This window comes from Streptomyces sp. NPDC088745 (assembly GCF_044751045.1).
Taxonomy (GTDB): Bacteria; Actinomycetota; Actinomycetes; order Streptomycetales; family Streptomycetaceae; genus Streptomyces; species Streptomyces cremeus.
Window position 1 is genome coordinate 1 of the sequence record NZ_JBIVLB010000008.1, and the last position, 20,121, is coordinate 20,121.

The window sequence follows — 20,121 nt, forward strand, 5'->3', positions numbered from 1 at the left end:
CGGTTACATTCCGAACCCGGAAGCTAAGCCTTTCAGCGCCGATGGTACTGCAGGGGGGACCCTGTGGGAGAGTAGGACGCCGCCGAACAAATTTTGATACGGGAAAGCCCCGCACCAGTCATGGTGCGGGGCTTTTCTGCGTTCACGGGTAATAGGGAACCTTCTCGGGTATCCCCGTCCGTCGGTTCTCCGGGAGATGGCAAAGTCCTAGAGACGGCCCGCAGCCTTCAGTGCCAGATAGGCGTCGGCCAGAGCAGGGGCCAGCTTGTCGGGGGTGGCATCGACGACCGTGACGCCGTATCGCCTGAGCTTCTCGGCGGTTTGCTCCCGCTGTTCCTGAGACTGGGCACCGGCAGCGGCCTCGTACACGGAATCCACGGAGCCGCGAGCTGCGGCCATTTCCGCAATGCGGGGGTCGGCCACGGAGGCGACCACGACCGTGTGGCGCTTGGTGAGCTGCGGCAGGACTGGGAGCAGGCCCTCCTCCACAGGCGCGGAGTCGATGCCGGTGAGGAGCACGACCAGAGAACGGCGGGGAGCGCAGGCGAGGACGGCGGCACTGAGGCCGCGTGTGTCCGTCTCCACGAATGCGGGTTCCAGTGGGGCCATCGCGTTGACCAGGGCGGGAAGGAGTTCACCCGAGGAGCGGCCCTGCACCTGGGTGCGGATGCGGCGATCGTGGGCCAGGAGGTCGACCCTGTCGCCGGCCCGGGAGGCGAGGGCCGCCAGCAGGAGAGCAGCGTCCATGGAAGCGTCGAGCCGGGGGACATCGCCCACGCGGCCGGCGGACGTGCGGCCGGTGTCCAGGACCAGGAGGATGTGGCGGTCCCGCTCGGGTCGCCAGGTGCGTACGGCGACCGAGTTCTGGCGGGCGGTCGCGCGCCAGTCGATGGAGCGGGTGTCGTCGCCGGGAACGTAGTCGCGAAGGCTGTCGAACTCGGTGCCCTCGCCACGGGTCAACACGCTGGTACGGCCGTCGAGTTCACGCAGCCGGGCCAGCTTCGACGGGAGGTGCTTGCGGCTGGCGAACGAGGGCAGGACGCGGACGGTCCAGGGGACGAGGTGACTGCCTTGGCGTGCGGCGAGTCCCAGCGGACCGTACGAGCGGACGGTGATGCGGTCGGCTTGGCGTTCACCGCGACGGCTGGGGCGCAACTCCGTTGTGAGACGGCGGCGTTCACCTGCGGGGACGGTGAACTCGTGGCGGGATGCCGCGGCCTCGGTGGCGGGGGGCCAGCTACTGGGCGGCCAGGCGTCGCGCAGGTGGGCGCGCAGGCGTCGGGGGGAGGGGTTGGTGACGGTCAGTTGGACGGTGGCGGTTTCGCCGAGTCGAACGGATGTATCACCAGATCGGGTGAATTGGAGCTTTCGCACTGGCGCGGCCAGTGCGAAGTCGCACAGGATTGCGAGTGTCAGGGGTGCGTTGACCGCGAGGATTCCTGACCAGCTCGGCGCGAGGATGCCGACGGGAAGTGAGCCGAGGGCCGCGAGCAGGGCGGTTCGTCCGGTGAGGGCCATGAGGTCGTCGCCCGTCTCAGCGAGGGACGGGGACGTGGGAGAGGACGGAGGTGATGACGGAATCGGCGGTGACGCCCTCCATCTCTGCTTCGGGGCGGAGTTGGACGCGGTGACGCAGCGTCGGGAGGGCGAGGGCCTTCACGTCGTCAGGGATGACGTAGTCCCTGCCGGTGAGCCAGGCCCAGGCGCGGGCGGTGGACAGCAGGGCGGTGGCGCCTCGCGGGGAGACGCCGAGCGTCAGTGAGGGGGAGGTGCGAGTGGCACGACAGATGTCGACGACGTAGCCGGTGATCTCAGGGGAGACCGAGGTCTTGGCGACCGCGGACCTGGCGGCTTCCAGATCGTCGGGGCCGGCGACGGGACGTACGCCCGCTGCCTTCAGGTCCCGGGGGTTGAAGCCTTCGGCGTGACGGGTCAGGACGTCGATCTCGTCCTGGCGGCCGGGGAGGGGGACGGTGAGTTTCAGGAGGAAGCGGTCCAACTGGGCTTCCGGGAGAGGGTAGGTGCCCTCGTACTCGACGGGGTTCTGGGTCGCTGCGACGAGGAAGGGGTCGGGCAGGAGGCGGGGCATGCCGTCGACCGTGACCTGACGTTCCTCCATCGCTTCGAGGAGGGAGGACTGGGTCTTGGGGGGCGTGCGGTTGATCTCGTCGGCGAGGAGGAGGTTGGTGAAGACGGGACCGGGCTGGAAGGAGAACTCGGAGGTGCGCGCGTCGTAGACCAGGGAGCCGGTGACGTCGCTGGGCATCAGGTCGGGGGTGAACTGGACGCGCTTGGTGTCGAGTTCGAGAGAGGCGGCCAGGGCGCGGACCAGGAGCGTCTTGGCGACGCCGGGGACTCCTTCGAGGAGGACGTGGCCGCGGCAGAGGAGCGCGACGACGAGGCCGGTGACCGCCGGGTCCTGGCCGACCACGGCCTTGGCGATCTCGGTGCGCAGGGCCTCCAGGGAGGCGCGAGCGCTGTCGGGGGTCTCGGCGGGGATCTCTGCGTGCTGGGCGCTCATGAGGCGCGGACCTCTCTTTCGAGGGCGTCGAGTTCGTCGGCCAGGCGGATGAGGCCGGTGTCGTGGGACGGGGCGGGACCGAACAGGAGGGATGCGAGGTCCCTGTCGGAGTGCGGCAGGCGTGCGGAGACGGCGGGCAGGAGGGCCGTCGCGGTGTGGGAGTGGGCGGTGGGGACGCCCAGGAGGGAGGAGAGGCGGGTGCGGGTCGCCGAGCGGAGGGCGGAGGCGGCGCGGTCGCGGGCGTTGGCCCGGCGGTAGAGGCGGGCGCGGCCCTCGGTGGTTTCGGAGGCGCGGATGGCGACCGGCAGGCGCTCGGTCACCAGGGGGCCGAGGCGGCGGGCCCGCCACAGGGCGGCGAGCAGGGCGGCCAGGGCGAGTTGGGCGGTTCCCCAGATCCAGCCGGGCGGGACCTGGGACAGGAAGCCGCCGGTGGTGTCGTCGGACGCGGGGCGGCCACCGGTGGCGGAGGGGTCGTCGAGCGAGGGGAGGTACCAGGTCAGACGGGGGCGGGAGCCGAGGAGTTGGAGGGCGAGGGAGGCGTTGCCCTGTTGGGCGAGGTTCTCGTTGAGGAGGAAGTCGGGGGCGCCCAGGAGGACGGTGTCGCCGCCGGCGGGGGTGTTGAGGCGGAGCAGCGAGGCGCGGCCGTCGACCGGATAGCAGGCGTCCGGGCGGCCGGAGCCGGGGAGGGAGGCTATGGGGGAGTAGAGGTGGCCGCCCAGGTCGGCGGGGCCGGCGGCGGTGGCGGCGGGCAGGGTGCAGCGGGGGGCCAGGGCCTCGACCGATGCGGGATGCGGGGCGGCGCGTACTCCTGGGGCCAGCGCGGAGAGGGCGGTGGAGGAGGGGGCGATGAGGACGGTGCGGCCGCCGGAGAGGGAGGTCGCCTGGTGGAGGCGGCGCTGCTGGGCGGTGGTGAGGAGGTTCGGGGAGGTGACCAGGAGGGTGGTGTCGGGGCCCGCTGTGGACGTGGCTTCGGCGAGGGTGGCGACGACGCGGGTGGGGACGCCGCGCTCCTTGAGGAGTTCCGCGACGGCGCGGGTGCCGGCGGGGGCGGCGGAGCGGGGGTCGAGGGCGTCGTGGCGGGAGCCGGACTGCAGAGCGGCGAGGACGATGCCGGTGAGCAGGATCAGGGCCAGGGCCAGCAGGGGGCCACGGGCGCGGGCCCAGAGCTGGCCGGTGGTGGGGGAGATCGAGGTGGCGGGCGGCGCGGTCGTCACAGGGCGGCCCACTCGGAGGACGGGGGCGGGGTGTCGGTCAGGGAGGGCCTGGTGCGTTCCAGATCGAGGTCCAGGTCGCGCAGGCGCAGGTATGCGGCCTCGTCGGCGGTGCGGTCGCCGTAGGTGACGTCGTCGAAGGAGCGGGCGGCGGCGTGCAGGCGGGCGGCGTGGTCGGGCAGGGAGCGGCCGGCCTCCGCTGCGGCTTCGTCGGCGGTGCGGCCGGGGCGCGGGTCGATGAGGGCGCGTTCCTCCAGGGAGCGGACCACGGCGCGCATGCGCTCCTGGACGGCGGGGTTCCAGCGCTGGGCGGCGGCGTGGGCCTCGGCGGCGGCGCGGTGTTCGGCGGAGCTGCGCGGGCGGTCGTCGAAGAGGGAGGCGGGGGAGGAGGGAGTACGGGTGGGAGTGCCGAGGCGCCACCACAGGCCGGCCAGGAGCAGGACGACGACCAGGGCGATGACGGCCAGGCCGAGCGGGCCTCCGGGAGTCGCCCCGGAGGCCGCGTGGAAGAGGTCGCCGATCCATTCCCAGAAGCGGTCGAGGGCCCGCTGGAGGAGGTTCGGGTCGTGCTCGTGGTACGCGGGCTCGGACAGTTCGCGCTCCGCCGCTTCGCGGGCGGGCAGGCGCGGGATGTCCAGGGGCGGATCGTCGCCCGCGCGTGTCCGGAGCCGGACCGTGGCAGTGTCCCCCGTCACCGGCACCGCCGCATCAGCTCCCTGGGGTCTGGTCGGCCGAGTGCTCCGTGTCGTAGCCGGAAAGGCCCGCGGCACGGGCGAGGTCCAGGTCGAGGGCCTCGCGGCGGATGCGCTGGTCGATGTAGAGGAGTACCGAAACGCCCGCGGAGATCGGGTACGTGATGCAGGCGGCGATCACCGCGCCGACGCCGCTGATGATCAGGAACGCCCAGCCGAACTCCGCGCTGGCGCCCTTCATCAGGTTCTCCAGGCCGCCGCCGTCCGCGAGCAGGGCCAAGAAGGTGAACACCATCACGATGAGCATCGAGACGACGGCCGTCAGCACGGCCGTCAGGAGCTGGATGCCGAAGACCCGCCACCAGGAGCCCTGCACCAGCTTCGCGGAGCGGCGCAGCGACCGGCCGATCGACTGACGTTCCAGCATCAGGGCAGGCGACGCCAGCGAGAAGCGGACCCACAGCCAGATCACAAGGACGGAAGCCGCGAGCACGCCGAGCGCGGAGAGCAGCGCACCGCCGACCGACCCGAGCAGCAGGCCCGGCAGGGCGGCCAGCGCCAGGATCGCCATGGAGCCGACGGTCAGCAGCAGAGTCAGGCCCAGCAGGGGCAGCAGACGGGGCTTGGCCTCGCGCCACGCGTCGCCCAGCGACACCGGGCGGCCCAGCACCGAGCGGCTGACCACGACGGTCAGCAGCGCCGTCGTGAAGAGGGTGCCGACCGCAGTGATCAGCAGGGTGGGCACCGTGGAGAACAGCTCGGCCTGCGCGGCCTCCACGCTCTGGCGCAGCGCCTCGTTCACGTCGGCCCCCGGGTCGGCCGTGGTGGCCGGGGGCGTCGGCAGGACGAACCGCTGCAGGAGCATGACGGCGATCTGGACGAGTACGGCGACGACCACCGTGACGCCCAGCACCGTCCGCCAGTGCGCGCGGGCCGTGGACACCGAGCCGTCGAGGATGTCGCCCAGGCCCAGCGGACGCAACGGGATCACCCCCGGCTTGGCGGCGGGCGGGGGGCCGCCCCAGCCGCCGGGGCCCGGAGCTCCCCAGCCGCCGCCCCGGGGGGCGCCGTTCCAGCCCTGTCGGGGCGGGGTCTGGGCGTGGCTGCGCGGTGCGGCGGAGCCCGGCGCGGACCACTGGCCGGCCGGCGGCTGCTCCTTCGACCACTTCGATCCGGAGGGCCCGGAAGGCATGGACTCGGGCGCCCCGTCGGCGGGCCCGGTCCCACCGGAGTTCTCCGGGGGACGGCCGTCGGAGGGGGCGGGTCCGGGCGAGGCCCAGCCCGGAGAGTCGTTCATCGTCGCTCCTTCACGGTGCCGGACCGCGGATGCGGCGGCTGGTTGCCAGCCATCGTGCCATGGGGGGTGTCCCCGTGGACCTGCCCCCGTCCTTCCTTACTGCCCTCCGCACCTTCAATTACCGGGGTCCCCCGGGGCAGACTGGGCGGATGGCTGATCACGACGCGCACAGCACGGTGGGCGCAGAACCGCCCACGCTGCCCTCGCTTCGATGGGAGGAGCCCCCCGAGGGCCCGGTCCTGGTGCTCCTCGACCAGACCCGGCTGCCGGTGGAAGAGGTCGAACTGGTCTGTACGGACGTGCCGGCGCTGGTGGGGGCCATCCAGCGCCTCGCCGTGCGGGGAGCCCCGCTGCTGGGCATCGCCGGGGCGTACGGAGTGGCGCTGGCCGCCCGGCGGGGCTTCGACGTGGAGGAGGCCGCCGGGCAGCTCGCGGGGGCGCGGCCCACCGCCGTCAACCTCGGGTACGGGGTGCGGCAGGCGGCCGGGGCGTATGCCGCCGCGCGCGAGAAGGGGCTCGGCGAGGAAGGGGCGGCGCAGGCCGCGCTGGACGCCGCGCGGGCACTGCACCGGGCGGACGCCCTGGCCAGTGCCGCCATGGCCCGGCACGGGCTCGCCCTGCTGGACGAGCTGCTGCCCGGCGGCAGCCACCGCGTCCTCACCCACTGCAACACCGGGGCGCTCGTCTCCGGCGGTGAGGGCACCGCGTTCGCCGTGGCGCTGGCCGCGCACCGGCAGGGGCGGCTGCGGCGCCTGTGGGTGGACGAGACGAGGCCGCTGCTCCAGGGCGCGCGGCTCACCGCGTACGAGGCGGCCCGGCACTCCATGGCGTACACCCTGCTGACGGACAACGCGGCGGGCTCCCTGTTCGCGGCGGGCGAGGTGGACGCCGTACTGATCGGGGCGGACCGGATCGCGGCGGACGGTTCGGTGGCGAACAAGGTGGGGAGCTATCCGCTGGCGGTCCTCGCCAAGTACCACCATGTGCCGTTCGTCGTGGTCGCCCCGCTGACCACGGTCGATCCGGCGACGCCGGACGGTGCGGCGATAGAGGTGGAGATGCGTTCCGGGCTCGAAGTGACGGAGTTCACCGGAGGGCTGCCGGCGGCGGGCGCGGAGGGGGGCGGCGGGCACGCCGTGGCACCGCTCGGGACCCAGGCGTACAACCCCGCCTTCGACGTCACACCGCCGGAACTGGTGACGGCGCTCGTCACCGAGGAGGGGGTCGTGTCACCGGTGACCGGGACCGCTCTCGCGGAGCTGTGTGCCAGGTCACCACGGACAGCGATGAGCTAATGGGATGATGGCGTTTATGAAAGGTCGCGTTCTCGTAGTTGACGACGACACCGCACTTGCCGAGATGTTGGGCATCGTGTTGCGTGGAGAAGGTTTTGAGCCGTCGTTCGTCGCCGACGGCGACAAAGCGCTGGCTGCGTTCAGGGAGGCGAAGCCCGATCTGGTGCTGCTGGACCTCATGCTGCCCGGACGGGACGGCATCGAGGTGTGCAGGCTGATCCGGGCGGAGTCCGGAGTGCCGATCGTCATGCTGACGGCGAAGAGCGACACCGTGGACGTGGTGGTGGGCCTCGAGTCCGGCGCCGACGACTACATCGTCAAGCCGTTCAAGCCCAAGGAGCTCGTCGCCCGGATCCGGGCGAGGCTGAGGAGGTCGGAGGAGCCCGCGCCGGAACAGCTGGCCATAGGTGACCTGGTCATCGATGTCGCCGGGCACTCGGTGAAGCGGGAGGGGCAGTCGATAGCGCTGACCCCGCTGGAGTTCGACCTGCTGGTCGCGCTCGCCCGCAAGCCGTGGCAGGTGTTCACGCGTGAGGTGCTGCTGGAGCAGGTCTGGGGGTACCGGCACGCCGCGGACACCCGGCTCGTCAACGTCCACGTCCAGCGACTGCGCTCGAAGGTCGAGAAGGACCCCGAGCGCCCCGAGATCGTCGTGACCGTGCGCGGCGTCGGCTACAAGGCCGGACCGAGCTGACATGAACCGTGGCAGTGCTGCTCCGAAGCCCGGGGAGCCGGGAAGCCGTACGGAGCGGGCTGCCGCAGCGGACCGCCCCGCGCGGGGCCCCAGGAAGGACCCCCCGCCGGGCGTCTCCGGCCACCCGGGACGCCGTACGTCCCGGGCCGGCCGGCTGCGCGAAGGCGGCCGGCTGCTCCAGGACGCGGCCCCCGGCGGCCCCGTCCTGCGCCTCGTCGTACGTCTCGTACGACGGCCCCTGCTGCCGGCGATACGGCTGTGGCGGCGCAACATCCAGCTCCGCGTGGTCGCCACGACGCTGCTGATGTCCCTCGGGGTGGTATTGCTGCTCGGCTTCGTCGTCATCAGCGCGGTCAGCAACGGACTGCTCAAGTCCAAGGTCGAGGCCGCCCAGAACCAGGCCCGCGGCGGTTTCGCCGTCGCCCAGGAACGGGCCAACGCGCCCGCCGACCCCGGCGGCAGGGACGGCGGCGAGAGCGACAACGCCGGGCGCAACGCCGCCAACTGGCGCTCCGACCTGGTGGAACAGCTCGCCAGCGGCGGCCAGAAGGCCTTCAACGTGGTCGCGCTCAGCGTCGCCAACGACGCGTCCGAGAGCCAGCGCGGCCCGCGCGCCTCCGGCGGCGTCGACCCCCAGGCGAGCGTGCCGCAGGAACTGCGCGAATCCCTCGACCGGGACTCCGAGACCTACCAGGTCAACTGGCGCATCGTGTACAGCAACGACGCCCAGCCCTCCGAGCCCGGCCTGGTCATCGGCAAGCGGCTCAATGACATCAGCGGCAGCCCGTACCAGCTGTACTACCTCTTCCCGCTGACGCAGGAGGAGGCCTCCCTCAAGGTCGTCACGAACACCCTGCTGACGGCGGGAGTGTTCGTCGTCGTGCTGCTCGGGGCCATCGCCTGGCTGGTCGTGCGCCAGGTCGTCACCCCGGTGCGGATGGCCGCCGGCGTCGCCGAGAGGCTCTCCGCGGGACGCCTCCAGGAACGCATGAAGGTCACCGGCGAGGACGACATCGCACGCCTCGGCGAGGCCTTCAACAAGATGGCGCAGAACCTCCAGCTCAAGATCCAGCAGTTGGAGGACCTGTCGCGGATGCAGCGGCGCTTCGTCTCCGACGTCTCGCACGAGCTGCGGACGCCGTTGACGACGGTACGGATGGCCGCCGACGTCATCCACGACTCCAAGAGCGACTTCGACCCGGTGACGGCGCGCTCCGCCGAACTGCTGGTCGGACAGATCGACCGGTTCGAATCGCTGCTTGCCGACCTGCTGGAGATCAGCCGCTTCGACGCCGGAGCCGCCGCGCTGGAGGCCGAACCGATCGACCTGCGCGAGGTCGTACGGCGCGTGATCGACGCGGCGGAACCGCTCGCCGAGCGCAAGGGCACCGTCGTCCGGGTCGTCGGCGACGAGCAGTCCGTGGTCGTCGAGGCCGACGCCCGGCGCGTCGAGCGGGTGCTGCGCAACCTCGTCGTCAACGCCGTCGAGCACGGCGAGGGACGCGACGTGGTGGTACGGCTGGGAGCGGCGGGCGGCGCCGTCGCCGTGGCGGTACGGGACTACGGCGTCGGCCTGAAGCCCGGCGAGGCCACCCGCGTCTTCAGCCGCTTCTGGCGGGCCGACCCGGCGCGGGCCCGCACCACGGGCGGCACCGGGCTCGGCCTGTCCATCGCCGTGGAGGACGCCCGGCTGCACGGCGGCTGGCTCCAGGCGTGGGGCGAGCCGGGCGGCGGATCGCAGTTCCGGCTGACCCTGCCGCGCACCGTGGACGAGCCCCTGCGCGGGTCGCCCATCCCGCTGGAGCCGGAGGACTCGCGCCGGGCACGCGCCCGGTTGGCGGAGGCGGAGCAGGCGGCCGGGCGGGACGCCGCGAACGCGCGGATCCCCGTACAGCAGACCGGGGAGCGGCGGGGCGGGCCCCTGCCCGCGCCGCGGACGGCGGCCGTCCCCACGGACCCGACGGCGCTGCCGGGCAACGGCGCGCGGGTCGTGTCGCGCAGTCTGGGCGACGAGGCACAGGACGGGCGCGCCGGGGCGGAGAACGGCGCCGGGGGCGGCGGACCCGGCGGGAGCGGACCGCGCGACAGTGCTGCGGACGGCGCTGCGGACGGCGCTGTGACCGGGAAGGCGCACGAGGGCCGCGACAGCGCTGCGGACGGCAGCGGGCGGGACGTGCGCGGTGGGCGCGACAGTGGCGTGGACGACGGCGACGGGGATGCACGCGGAGGGCGCGGCAGCGGTCACCGGGCGCCCCGCGACAGGGACCGGGAGGACAGCCCGCGTGGGCGTTGAGGGGCACAGCCGCAGCAGGAAACACACGAACACGAGCCGGACCGTCCGGGCACGCGGGCTGAGGGCGGTCGCCCTGGTCGCCGGCGCGGGCCTGCTGCTGACCGCCACCGGCTGCGGGTCCATGCCCGACCACGGCAACGTGCAGGAGGTCAAGGCGTCACCGCAGGTCGACACGCAGGTCCGCGTCTACAGCGTGCCGCCGCGGCCGGGGGACGCGCCCCGGGCCATCGTCGACGGGTTCATGGAGGCCATGACCAGCGACGACCCCGGCTTCGACACCGCGCGCAAGTACCTGACCCGCGAGGCGTCGAAGACCTGGAACCCCGGCAGCACCACCATCCTCGACGGCGCGGTGCCGAATCCCACGGACACGACGTCCGGGCACGACGGCGGCTCCCGCACCTTCCGGATCTCCGGGGAGCGGATCGCCGAGCTCGACAAGCAGAGCGCGTACACACCGCACACGGGGGCGTACGAGCAGACGCTGCGCCTGGTCAAGGAGAAGGGGCCGGGCAAGAAGGACAGCGCGGAGTGGCGCATCGACAGCCCGCCGCAGGGACTGGTGCTCGGCGAGTCGGACTTCCAGCGCATCTTCCGGTCGGTGAACAAGTACTACTTCGCCTCCACGGCGGGGGAGTCCAACCTGCTCGCTCTCGTCGCCGACCCCATTTACGTACGCAAGCGCACCGATCCGCAGACCCGGCTGGACCCCGTGGCGCAGGCGGTGAAGGCGGTCATGGACGGGCCGTCCGCCTGGCTCAGGAAGTCGGTCCGCTCGCGCTTCCCCACGAAGTCGGCGCTCAGGAACGGCACCAAGTCGCTGCCGATCGGCGACCACAACTCGCTGAAGGTGCCGCTCAACCCGGAGTCGGCGAACGCCGTCAACCAGAAGATGTGCACGGACATGGCGGCCCAACTGCTCTTCACGTTGCAGGACCTGACGTCCTCGACCCGGATCGACCAGGTGGAGATGCAGCGGCCCGACGACTCGCCGCTGTGCAAGCTGCACAAGAACAACGCCGCCGACTACGTGGCGGGCGGCGTCGTCGCGGCGGCCAGCTACCAGTACTTCCTGGACGGCGAGCGTCGCCTCGTGCGGGTGCGCAGCACCAGTGAGAGCGGGCCGGCGGAGCCGGTGCCGGGAATCGGCGAGCAGAAGCTGACGGTGCGGTCGGCGGGGATCTCGCGGGACGAGACCGTCGCGGCGGCGGTCTCGGACAGCGGGCACGAGATGTACGTCGCGCCGATGACGGCGGGCCGCGACGACTACCGGACGCCGTACCGCAGCGAGAAGGGAGCCAGGGAGACGCTGTCCGCGCCGAGTTGGGACGGGATGGGCGACCTGTGGTTCGCCGACCGGGACCAGCGGCGGCCGCGCGTGGTGCGGCTGGTGGACGGCGGCGGCACGGCGCAGGAGGTCCAGGTGGAGAGGCTCGGCGACGGGTACGTGGACTCGTTGCGGGTGTCGGCCGACGGGGTGCGGGTGGCGTTGCTGATCGTCGAGAAGGGCCGCAAGACGCTCAAGATCGGACGGGTGGAGCGCACCAGGACGGCCGCGGGCGAGAAGGTCATGATCGTGGGTCTGCGGCCCGCGGCCCCGCAGATGGAGGACGTGACGGCGATGTCCTGGGCCGGACAGAGCCGGCTCGTGGTGGCCGGGCGCGAGGCCGGGGGAGTGCAGCAGATGCGGTACGTCCGTACGGACGGCTCCAGTTCGGCGGAGGGGCTGCTGCCCGGCGCCAACCAGGTGACGGCGGTCGCGGCGTCGGACGCCGAGGGGGCGGCGGTGCTGGCGCAGACGAAGGAGGACGGCATCGTGCGGCTGCCGCCGGGGGCCAACTGGAAGACGCTGGTGAAGGTGGGCTCGATGCCGGTCTACCCGGGGTAGCGGCGGAAGGTTCCTCCGGGGCGCGCGCGTGCCTCGGTGGCCGGTGACGGCGGGTTCGACCCCTGGTTTTCCACAGGGAGTTGGGCCCGCCGTCGTGTGTTTTCCACAGGGGTGGCGGGAGGGTGGGGGCCCCGGCACAGTGGGGGCATGAAGCGATTACGGGGAGTTTGGCGGGAATTCGCCGCTCTGGTCCTGCCGGTGGCCTGCGCGGGCTGCGGCAGACCGCGGGAGCCGTCAGCGGTGTGCGCGGAGTGCGCCGAGCTGCTGCACGGGGGCGGGCCGGGGCGCGTACGGCCCTCGCCGCAGCCGCCGGGGCTGCCGGTCGTGCACGCGGCGGCCCGGTACGAGGACGCCCCGCGGGCGGTGCTCCTCGCGCACAAGGAGCGCGGCGCGCTCGGCCTGGCGGGCGAGCTGGGGCGGGCGTTGGCGGGGGCGGTGCGCGGCGCGGTGGGGGAGGTGGGGGCGGGGTGGGGGTGGGGTGGGGAGGGAGGGGAGGGGGAGCCCCCGGGAGCGTATCCCCCGGGCAGTTGGGTAAGTGCACCCCCAGTGGACGCGACGCAGGAAGTGGTTCTGGTGCCCGTGCCGTCCGCGCGGCGTTCGGTCGCCGTGCGGGGGCAGGACCCGGTGCGGCGGATCGCCTTCGCGGCAGCGGGTGAGCTGCGGCGGGGCGGGCTGGTGGCCCGGGTGGCTCCGGTGCTGCGGCAGTGCCGTCCGGTGGGCGACCAGGCCGGCCTGACTGCCCGCGAGCGGCTGGCGAACCTGTCCGGCGCCCTGGAGGCGGTCCCCGGTGCCGAGAGGCTGCTCACGGGCCCCCGGGCGGGTTTCGAGGACGTCTTCCGAGAGGTCCCGGCGGGTTCCCGGCCGGGCTCCGACGCCGGAGACGCCCCGGCGGGCGTCCGGGAGACCGGCCCGGCAGGCGCGGGGGCGGGTGTGACGGTGGTCCTGGTGGACGACCTCATGACCACCGGCGCCTCGCTGGCCGAGGCGGCGCGTGCGCTGCGGGCCTGCCGTGGTGCGTACGACAGGCGTCGGAGAAGACCCGGAAGGCCGGGGGAGTACTTACGTACCTCTGGGGGAAGGCCCGGCAATAGCGGATTCCCGACGATTGCGGCAGCGGTTGTCGCAGCTCCGCCGAAATCTTTCGAAATAAACTGGAACTGAGCGGGAACGTGCATCGTTGCAGGTAGCGAGAGGGAAAAACCACCTGAACGGAGGTACGCGCCGGTAGCGGGTGCCGATACCCCACCGGGCGGGCTATGTTCATAAGTGAGGAATGGCGGTCGCTGTGCCTCACTTATTGCACTGCCGTGCTGGTTTTCCCTCGCGCCCCGAAAATTGGAGGGTGTGGATCTTCCCCACGGGGGAGGAGGAGAGGAAGTCGCCTAGTCCGAGACTCCGGGACTGATCCGGAGTCTGGTGCAAAAAGGGAGACGCTCCGCAGCGAGCGGAGCAATCCGGGAACGGAGTTCTGCGTGGACATCGTCGTCAAGGGCCGCAAGACAGAGGTACCCGAGCGGTTCCGCAAGCACGTGGCGGAGAAGCTCAAGCTGGAGAGGATCCAGAAGCTCGACGGCAAGGTGATCAGCCTCGACGTGGAGGTGTCCAAGGAGCCCAACCCGAGGCAGGCGGACCGGTCCGACCGTGTGGAGATCACGGTGCACGGACGCGGTCCGGTGATCCGGGCCGAGGCGTCGGCGGGCGACGCGTACGCGGCGCTCGACCTGGCGACCGGCAAGCTCGAAGCGAGGCTGCGCAAGCAGCACGACAAGCGGCACACCCGCCGCGGCACCGGCAGGCTCTCGGCCGCCGAGGTCGGTGCGGCGGTACCCGACGCGGCCGTCATCGACGGCGACGGCCAACTCGTCGTGGACCACGGCGAGTCGGACGACGGTGTGCCCACCAAGAAGATCGGTTCGATCGAGGTGCAGGGCGAGGGACCGCTCGTGGTCCGCGAGAAGACCCACGTCGCCGCCCCCATGTCGCTCGATCAGGCGCTGTACGAGATGGAACTGGTCGGACACGACTTCTATCTCTTCGTCGACGCGGAGACCAAGCAGCCCAGCGTCGTCTACCGGCGACACGCGTACGACTACGGCGTCATCCACCTCGACACCGACCCGCTGGCGGAGTCCGAGGTCGGCGGCGCGGGCGGCGCACTCGGCGGCTGAGCGCCCCGCGGCGGGGTGCGGTGCGCCGCACCCCGCCTGAAGGCGGTGTCCCCGGAGGGCGTTCGCGCCTCCGGGGACACCGGTGCGTGCACCCTGAAGCGAGTCCTGAAGCGACCGTTCCGTCGCCGGGGCATGGAATCATGGCACCGCAAGTCAAGAAGTGCTCTGCGGACCGTGGTTGGCGCAGCACACGAACTTCGGGCCATGGCCTCAGGGGGAGGAACGATGGCGGACAGCTTCGGTCCGGTGCACGGCGGCGACTACGCACGGAATCTCGACCGCGGACCCGGGTCCGGACCGGGCCCCGGCCGTGACGGCGACCCGGACGAGGGCGCGTTCCGCAAGGAGCCGATCAGGGTGCTGGTGGTGGACGACCACGCGCTCTTCCGGCGCGGACTGGAGATCGTCCTCGCCCAGGAGGAGGACATCCAGGTCGTCGGTGAGGCCGGGGACGGCGCGGAGGCCGTGGACAAGGCAGCCGACCTGCTGCCGGACATCGTGCTGATGGACGTGCGGATGCCCCGGCGCGGCGGCATCGAGGCGTGCACCTCCATCAAGGAGGTGGCCCCCAGCGCGAAGATCATCATGCTGACGATCAGCGACGAGGAGGCCGACCTCTACGACGCGATCAAGGCGGGGGCGACGGGTTACCTGCTGAAGGAGATCTCCACGGACGAGGTGTCCACGGCGATCCGGGCGGTGGCCGACGGGCAGTCGCAGATCAGCCCCTCGATGGCGTCCAAGCTGCTCACCGAGTTCAAGTCGATGATCCAGCGCTCCGACGAGCGCCGGCTGGTGCCCGCGCCGCGGCTCACCGACCGGGAGCTGGAAGTGCTGAAGCTGGTGGCGACCGGGATGAACAACCGGGACATCGCCAAGGAGCTGTTCATCTCGGAGAACACCGTGAAGAACCACGTGCGCAACATCCTGGAGAAGCTTCAGCTGCATTCGCGCATGGAGGCCGTGGTGTACGCGATGCGGGAGAAGATCCTGGAGATCCGCTAGAGGCCCCCTCGCGGTCTCGGGCCCTCCCGGGGGTTCTCTCCTCGCCGGTCCCGGGCCCTTCCGGGCGCTCTCTCGCGGTCCCGGTCCCCTTCCAGGAGCTCCCCCCGGTGCTACGCGTCCAGCGCCGCCCGCAGCGGGGCGTGCAGTTCCGGGGGTGTCGTGCGGTCCAGGCGGATGTCCGTGCAGCCGACCCAGGACGCCGCCTCCCACAGGGCCCTGGCCATGTCCGGGACCGCCTTCGCGGACTCCAGCGAGACCTGCTTGGCCACCAGCACCGAGCCCTCCCGGGCCGGGTCCACGCGCCCCAGCAGCCTGCCGCCCGCCAGCAGCGGCATCGCGAAGTACCCGTGGATCCGCTTGGGCCGGGGGACGTACGCCTCCAGGCGGTGCGTGAAGCCGAAGATCCGCTCCGTGCGCGGCCGGTCCCAGATCAGTGAGTCGAAGGGCGACAGCAGGGTCGTGCGGTGCCGTCCGCGCGGGACCGCGGCCAGGGCCTGCGGGTCCGCCCAGGCGGGCCTGCCCCAGCCCTCGACCTCGACCGGCACCAGGCCCGAGTCCGCGATCACCGCGTCCACCTGGGCGTTCTTCAGCCGGTGGTAGTCGGAGATGTCCTCCCGGGTGCCGACCCCCAGGGAGCGGCCGGCGAGGGCGACCAGGCGTCGGACGCACTCCGTGTCGGAGAGGTCGTCGTGCTGGTGGGCGGCGGGGACGGCGCGCTCGGCCAGGTCGTACACCCGTTTCCAGCCGCGCCGCCGTGTGCACACCACGTCGCCGTGCATCAGGGCGCGTTCGACGGCGACCTTGGACTCCGACCAGTCCCACCACTCGCCGCCGTTCTTCGCGCCGCCCAACTCCGTCGCCGTGAGCGGGCCTTCGGCGCGCAACTGCTTGATCACGCGCTCGTACGCGCCGTCGGTGAGCTCGTGGTGCCACTGCGGGCGGGCGCGGTAGGCGCGGCGGCGGAACGCGAAGTGCGGCCATTCCTCGACGGGCAGGATGCAGGCCGCGTGCGACCAGTACTCGAAGGCGTGCGCGGGCTCGCCGTCGGGGGACCAGTAGGCGTCCTCGACCGTGCGCCGGGGCACCGCGCCCAGGCGGGCGTACGGAATCAGTTCGTGCGACCGGGCCAGCACGGAGATCGTGTCGAGCTGCACCGCGCCCAGGTGGCGCAGCACGCCCCGCACACCGGCCCGGCGGTCGGGGGCGCCCAGAAGTCCCTGGGCGCGCAGGGCGATCCGGCGGGCTTCGTCGGCGGAGAGGGCGACCGATGCGGGCGGCTGGAAGGTCATGACGGAAGACTAGAGGGCGGCACTGACATCGCGGGCGGGCGGCTCCGGCGCGGGCAGGTAGGGGTGCGGGGCGGGCAGCCCCAGGTCCGAGGGGAGCAGCGAGGCGCTCCAGGCGTCGCGGGTGGTCCCCTGGTGGAGGACGGCCGCGCGCCGCACGCCCTCCATGGTGAAGCCGAGCCCGAGGGCGAGCTCGCGCGAGGGGTGGTTGCCGACCAGGGCCTGCCAGCAGAGCCGGTCCACGGGCTGCGTCGTGAGGGCCCAGCGGACGGCCGCGTCGGCGGCCTCGCGGACGTAACCCCTCCTGCGGTGTTCGCGCACCGCCCAGAAGCCGAGCTCCCAGGTGCCGGGTTCCTGGAGGACGCCGATGCCCACCGCGGCGAGCAGCGGCCCGCCGCCCCGGGGGCGCACCGCGAAGTGGAAGCCGGTGCCGGTGCGCAGGCCCCGGGCCGAGATCTGCTCGACGAAGTACACCGCGTCCTGGCGCCCGTACGGGGAGGGAAGGGTCACCCAGCGCTGGATGTCGGGGTCCTGCGCCGCGTGGAACACCTCGTCGGTGTCCTCGGTGGCGAAGGGCCGCAGTTCCAGCCGTCCGGTGTGCAGCGCGAAGGGTTCCATGCACGGATTCTGGTCACCGTGCGCACCGGGGGCGAACACTTTTCGAGTGCTGCCCGGCACCTTCGGGACGCGCGGGGCGTTCACCATGTTGACGCCGGTGCGCCTTCGCGGCGGCGGACCTCCCGGGGCGGCTTGGTCCTCGCTTACGATGGCCGTTGCGGTGGGGCCCGCCTGCCGTGCCCGCGCCAAAGTCAGTACCGACCCACACAGTCACACCGACCCAGTGCACAGGCCCGACCGGCAAGGAGACCAGCCTCAGTGTCCGTCTTCAACAAGCTCATGCGTGCAGGCGAAGGCAAGATCCTGCGCAAACTGCACCGCATCGCGGACCAGGTCAACTCCATCGAAGAGGACTTCGTCAACCTCTCCGACGCCGAGTTGCGCGCCCTGACCGACGAGTACAAGCAGCGTCACGCCGACGGCGAGAGCCTCGACGACCTCATGCCCGAGGCCTTCGCGACCGTCCGCGAGGCGGCCAAGCGCGTCCTCGGCCAGCGTCACTACGACGTCCAGCTGATGGGCGGCGCGGCCCTGCACCTCGGTTACGTCGCCGAGATGAAGACCGGTGAGGGCAAGACCCTCGTCGGCACGCTTCCCGCGTATCTGAACGCACTGTCCGGCAAGGGCGTGCACCTGATCACCACGAACGACTACCTCGCCGAGCGTGACTCCGAGCTGATGGGCCGGGTGCACAAGTTCCTCGGCCTGGAGGTCGGCTGCATCATCGCGAACATGTCGCCGGCCGAGCGCCGCGCGCAGTACGCCTGCGACATCACGTACGGCACGAACAACGAGTTCGGCTTCGACTACCTCCGCGACAACATGGCCTGGTCGCAGGAGGAACTGGTCCAGCGCGGCCACAACTTCGCGATCGTCGACGAGGTCGACTCCATCCTCGTCGACGAGGCCCGTACGCCGCTGATCATCTCCGGTCCCGCCGACCAGGCCACCAAGTGGTACGGCGACTTCGCGAAGCTCGTGACCCGCCTGAAGAAGGGCGAGCCGGGCAACCCGCTGAAGGGCATCGAGGAGACCGGCGACTACGAGGTCGACGAGAAGAAGCGCACCGTCGGCATCCACGAGCCGGGCGTCGCCAAGGTCGAGGACTGGCTGGGCATCGACAACCTCTACGAGTCGGTCAACACCCCGCTCGTCGGTTACCTCAACAACGCGATCAAGGCCAAGGAACTCTTCAAGAAGGACAAGGACTACGTCGTCATCGACGGCGAAGTCATGATCGTCGACGAGCACACCGGCCGTGTGCTCGCGGGCCGCCGCTACAACGAGGGCATGCACCAGGCGATCGAGGCGAAGGAAGGGGTGGACATCAAGGACGAGAACCAGACCCTCGCCACGATCACCCTGCAGAACTTCTTCCGCCTCTACGACGGCCTGTCCGGCATGACCGGTACGGCGATGACCGAGGCCGCGGAGTTCCACCAGATCTACAAGCTGGGCGTCGTGCCGATCCCGACCAACCGGGACATGGTCCGCATCGACCAGTCGGACCTGATCTACCGCACCGAGGTCGCCAAGTTCAACGCGGTCGTCGACGACATCGCCGAGAAGCACGCCAAGGGCCAGCCGATCCTGGTCGGCACCACGTCCGTCGAGAAGTCCGAGTACCTCTCGCAGCAGCTCTCCAAGCGCGGCATCCAGCACGAGGTGCTCAACGCCAAGCAGCACGACCGGGAGGCGCCGATCATCGCCCAGGCCGGCCGCAAGGGCGCCGTGACCGTGGCCACCAACATGGCCGGCCGCGGTACGGACATCAAGCTCGGCGGCAACCCGGACGACCTCGCCGAGGCGGAGCTGCGCCAGCAGGGCCTGGACCCCGAGGAGCACATCGAGGAGTGGGCGGCCGCGCTGCCCGCCGCCCTGGAGCGCGCCGAGGCCGCCGTGAAGGCGGAGCACGACGAGGTGAAGGCCCTCGGCGGGCTGTACGTCCTGGGCACCGAGCGGCACGAGTCGCGCCGCATCGACAACCAGCTGCGCGGCCGTTCCGGCCGTCAGGGCGACCCGGGCGAGTCCCGGTTCTACCTGTCGCTGGGCGACGACCTGATGCGTCTGTTCAAGGCGGCCATGGTCGAGCGCGTCATGGCGATGGCCAACGTTCCCGACGACGTGCCGATCGAGAACAAGATGGTCACCCGTGCCATCGCCTCGGCGCAGTCGCAGGTCGAGCAGCAGAACTTCGAGACCCGCAAGAACGTCCTGAAGTACGACGAGGTCCTCAACCGGCAGCGCGAGGTCATCTACGGCGAGCGCCGCCGCGTCCTGAAGGGCGAGGACCTGCACGAGCAGATCAAGCACTTCATGGACGACACGATCGACGCCTACATCCAGGCCGAGACCGTCGAGGGCTTCGCCGAGGAGTGGGACCTGGACCGCCTGTGGGGCGCGTTCAAGCAGCTCTACCCGGTGAAGATCACGGTGGAGGACCTGGAGGAGGCCGCGGGCGACCGCGCGGGGATCACCGCCGAGTTCATCTCGGAGTCCATCAAGGACGACATCTACGAGCAGTACGCGGCCCGCGAGAAGCAGCTCGGCTCGGAGATCATGCGCGAGCTGGAGCGTCGCGTGGTGCTGTCCGTGCTGGACCGCAAGTGGCGTGAGCACCTCTACGAGATGGACTACCTCCAGGAGGGCATCGGTCTGCGCGCCATGGCGCAGAAGGACCCGCTGGTGGAGTACCAGCGCGAGGGCTTCGACATGTTCAACGCCATGATGGACGGCATCAAGGAGGAGTCCGTCGGCTACCTGTTCAACCTGGAGGTCCAGGTGGAGCAGCAGGTCGAGGAGGTCCCGGTGCAGGACGGTCCCTCGCTCACCAAGGAGGACGTGGTCCCGGCCGGCGCGTCGCGCCCGGAGATCCGTGCGAAGGGCCTGGAGGCCCCGCAGCGGCCGGACCGGCTGCACTTCTCCGCGCCGACCGTGGACGGCGAGGGCGGCGTCGTCGAGGGCGACTTCGAGAACGCCGGTGCCGACGGCCCGACCCGCTCGGAGTCCGACGGCCTGACCCGTGCCGAGCGCCGCAAGGCGCAGAAGGCCGCGGGCGGCCGTCGCCGCAAGAAGTAGCCTTCGCCGTCGCGCCGCCGGGCGCGCGCCCCTTCCGGGGGGGCGCGCCCGGCGGCGTTTCCCGGTGGGCCGGGG

At 71.8% G+C, this 20,121-nt stretch carries 15 protein-coding genes and 1 rRNA gene; 9 read left to right on the forward strand and 7 right to left on the reverse strand.

Annotated features, from left to right (window positions below):
* Positions 1 to 88, forward strand: a 5S ribosomal RNA gene (gene rrf, locus ACIP93_RS21555); the annotation flags it as partial.
* Positions 89 to 207: 119 nt separating this feature from the next.
* Here rrf and ACIP93_RS21560 read toward each other — a convergent pair.
* Genes ACIP93_RS21560 through ACIP93_RS21580 form a run of 5 tightly spaced genes read right to left on the reverse strand, consistent with a single transcriptional unit; the run spans position 208 to position 5,721 of the window.
* Positions 208 to 1,518, reverse strand: coding sequence for a DUF58 domain-containing protein (locus ACIP93_RS21560; protein ID WP_401761049.1), 1,311 nt, complete (start codon positions 1,516 to 1,518; stop codon positions 208 to 210).
* Between the two features lie 16 nt (positions 1,519 to 1,534).
* Entirely contained in the window at positions 1,535 to 2,521 is a 987-nt protein-coding gene (locus ACIP93_RS21565) for an AAA family ATPase (RefSeq protein WP_401761051.1), read from the reverse strand.
* The gene (locus ACIP93_RS21570) at positions 2,518 to 3,735 is read right to left on the reverse strand and encodes a DUF4350 domain-containing protein (protein WP_401761052.1); all 1,218 of its coding nucleotides are present in this window, start codon (positions 3,733 to 3,735) and stop codon (positions 2,518 to 2,520) included. The genes ACIP93_RS21565 and ACIP93_RS21570 overlap by 4 nt, the downstream gene beginning before the upstream one ends.
* Positions 3,732 to 4,433: a DUF4129 domain-containing protein gene (locus tag ACIP93_RS21575; protein ID WP_401761054.1), complete on the reverse strand. Its 702-nt coding sequence runs from the start codon at positions 4,431 to 4,433 to the stop codon at positions 3,732 to 3,734. Before ACIP93_RS21575 ends, ACIP93_RS21570 begins: the two co-directional genes overlap by 4 nt.
* 7 nt (positions 4,434 to 4,440) lie before the next feature.
* Entirely contained in the window at positions 4,441 to 5,721 is a 1,281-nt protein-coding gene (locus ACIP93_RS21580; protein ID WP_401761055.1) for a glycerophosphoryl diester phosphodiesterase membrane domain-containing protein, read from the reverse strand.
* A 149-nt stretch (positions 5,722 to 5,870) separates the two neighbouring features.
* Here ACIP93_RS21580 and mtnA point away from each other — a divergent pair, with 149 nt between their 5' ends.
* The 7 genes from mtnA (at position 5,871) to ACIP93_RS21615 (ending at position 15,064) form a co-directional block, all read left to right on the forward strand.
* The gene (gene mtnA / locus ACIP93_RS21585) at positions 5,871 to 7,016 is read left to right on the forward strand and encodes an S-methyl-5-thioribose-1-phosphate isomerase (RefSeq protein WP_345222368.1); all 1,146 of its coding nucleotides are present in this window, start codon (positions 5,871 to 5,873) and stop codon (positions 7,014 to 7,016) included.
* A gap of 4 nt (positions 7,017 to 7,020) precedes the next feature.
* Complete coding sequence (gene mtrA, locus ACIP93_RS21590) at positions 7,021 to 7,710, forward strand: two-component system response regulator MtrA (protein ID WP_189823911.1); 690 nt, start codon at positions 7,021 to 7,023, stop codon at positions 7,708 to 7,710.
* A 1-nt stretch (position 7,711) separates the two neighbouring features.
* Positions 7,712 to 10,003, forward strand: coding sequence for an MtrAB system histidine kinase MtrB (gene mtrB / locus ACIP93_RS21595; RefSeq protein WP_401761057.1), 2,292 nt, complete (start codon positions 7,712 to 7,714; stop codon positions 10,001 to 10,003).
* Positions 9,993 to 11,891, forward strand: a complete 1,899-nt coding sequence (locus ACIP93_RS21600) for an LpqB family beta-propeller domain-containing protein (protein WP_401761059.1) — start codon at positions 9,993 to 9,995, stop codon at positions 11,889 to 11,891. Before mtrB ends, ACIP93_RS21600 begins: the two co-directional genes overlap by 11 nt.
* 147 nt (positions 11,892 to 12,038) lie before the next feature.
* A complete protein-coding gene (locus ACIP93_RS21605) occupies positions 12,039 to 13,052 on the forward strand; it encodes a ComF family protein (protein ID WP_401761060.1) in 1,014 nt (337 codons plus the stop codon).
* Between the two features lie 311 nt (positions 13,053 to 13,363).
* Positions 13,364 to 14,059 (forward strand): ribosome hibernation-promoting factor, HPF/YfiA family, encoded by a 696-nt coding sequence (gene hpf, locus ACIP93_RS21610; protein WP_345222384.1) that lies wholly within the window; start codon positions 13,364 to 13,366, stop codon positions 14,057 to 14,059.
* A gap of 225 nt (positions 14,060 to 14,284) precedes the next feature.
* The gene (locus ACIP93_RS21615; protein ID WP_345222386.1) at positions 14,285 to 15,064 is read left to right on the forward strand and encodes a response regulator transcription factor; all 780 of its coding nucleotides are present in this window, start codon (positions 14,285 to 14,287) and stop codon (positions 15,062 to 15,064) included.
* Positions 15,065 to 15,174: 110 nt separating this feature from the next.
* On the opposite strand, the gene ACIP93_RS21620 is transcribed toward ACIP93_RS21615, so the two are convergent.
* Together ACIP93_RS21620 and ACIP93_RS21625 are read right to left on the reverse strand one after the other, a co-directional pair.
* Positions 15,175 to 16,353 carry a winged helix-turn-helix domain-containing protein gene (locus ACIP93_RS21620; protein WP_401761062.1) on the reverse strand — a complete coding sequence of 393 codons (1,179 nt, stop codon included), beginning with the start codon at positions 16,351 to 16,353 and terminating at the stop codon, positions 15,175 to 15,177.
* A gap of 9 nt (positions 16,354 to 16,362) precedes the next feature.
* The gene (locus tag ACIP93_RS21625) at positions 16,363 to 16,968 is read right to left on the reverse strand and encodes a GNAT family N-acetyltransferase (protein WP_345222392.1); all 606 of its coding nucleotides are present in this window, start codon (positions 16,966 to 16,968) and stop codon (positions 16,363 to 16,365) included.
* Positions 16,969 to 17,226: 258 nt separating this feature from the next.
* On the opposite strand from ACIP93_RS21625, the gene secA reads away from it, so the two are divergent.
* The gene (gene secA / locus ACIP93_RS21630; RefSeq protein WP_401761063.1) at positions 17,227 to 20,046 is read left to right on the forward strand and encodes a preprotein translocase subunit SecA; all 2,820 of its coding nucleotides are present in this window, start codon (positions 17,227 to 17,229) and stop codon (positions 20,044 to 20,046) included.
* The last annotated feature ends 75 nt before the right edge of the window (positions 20,047 to 20,121 follow it).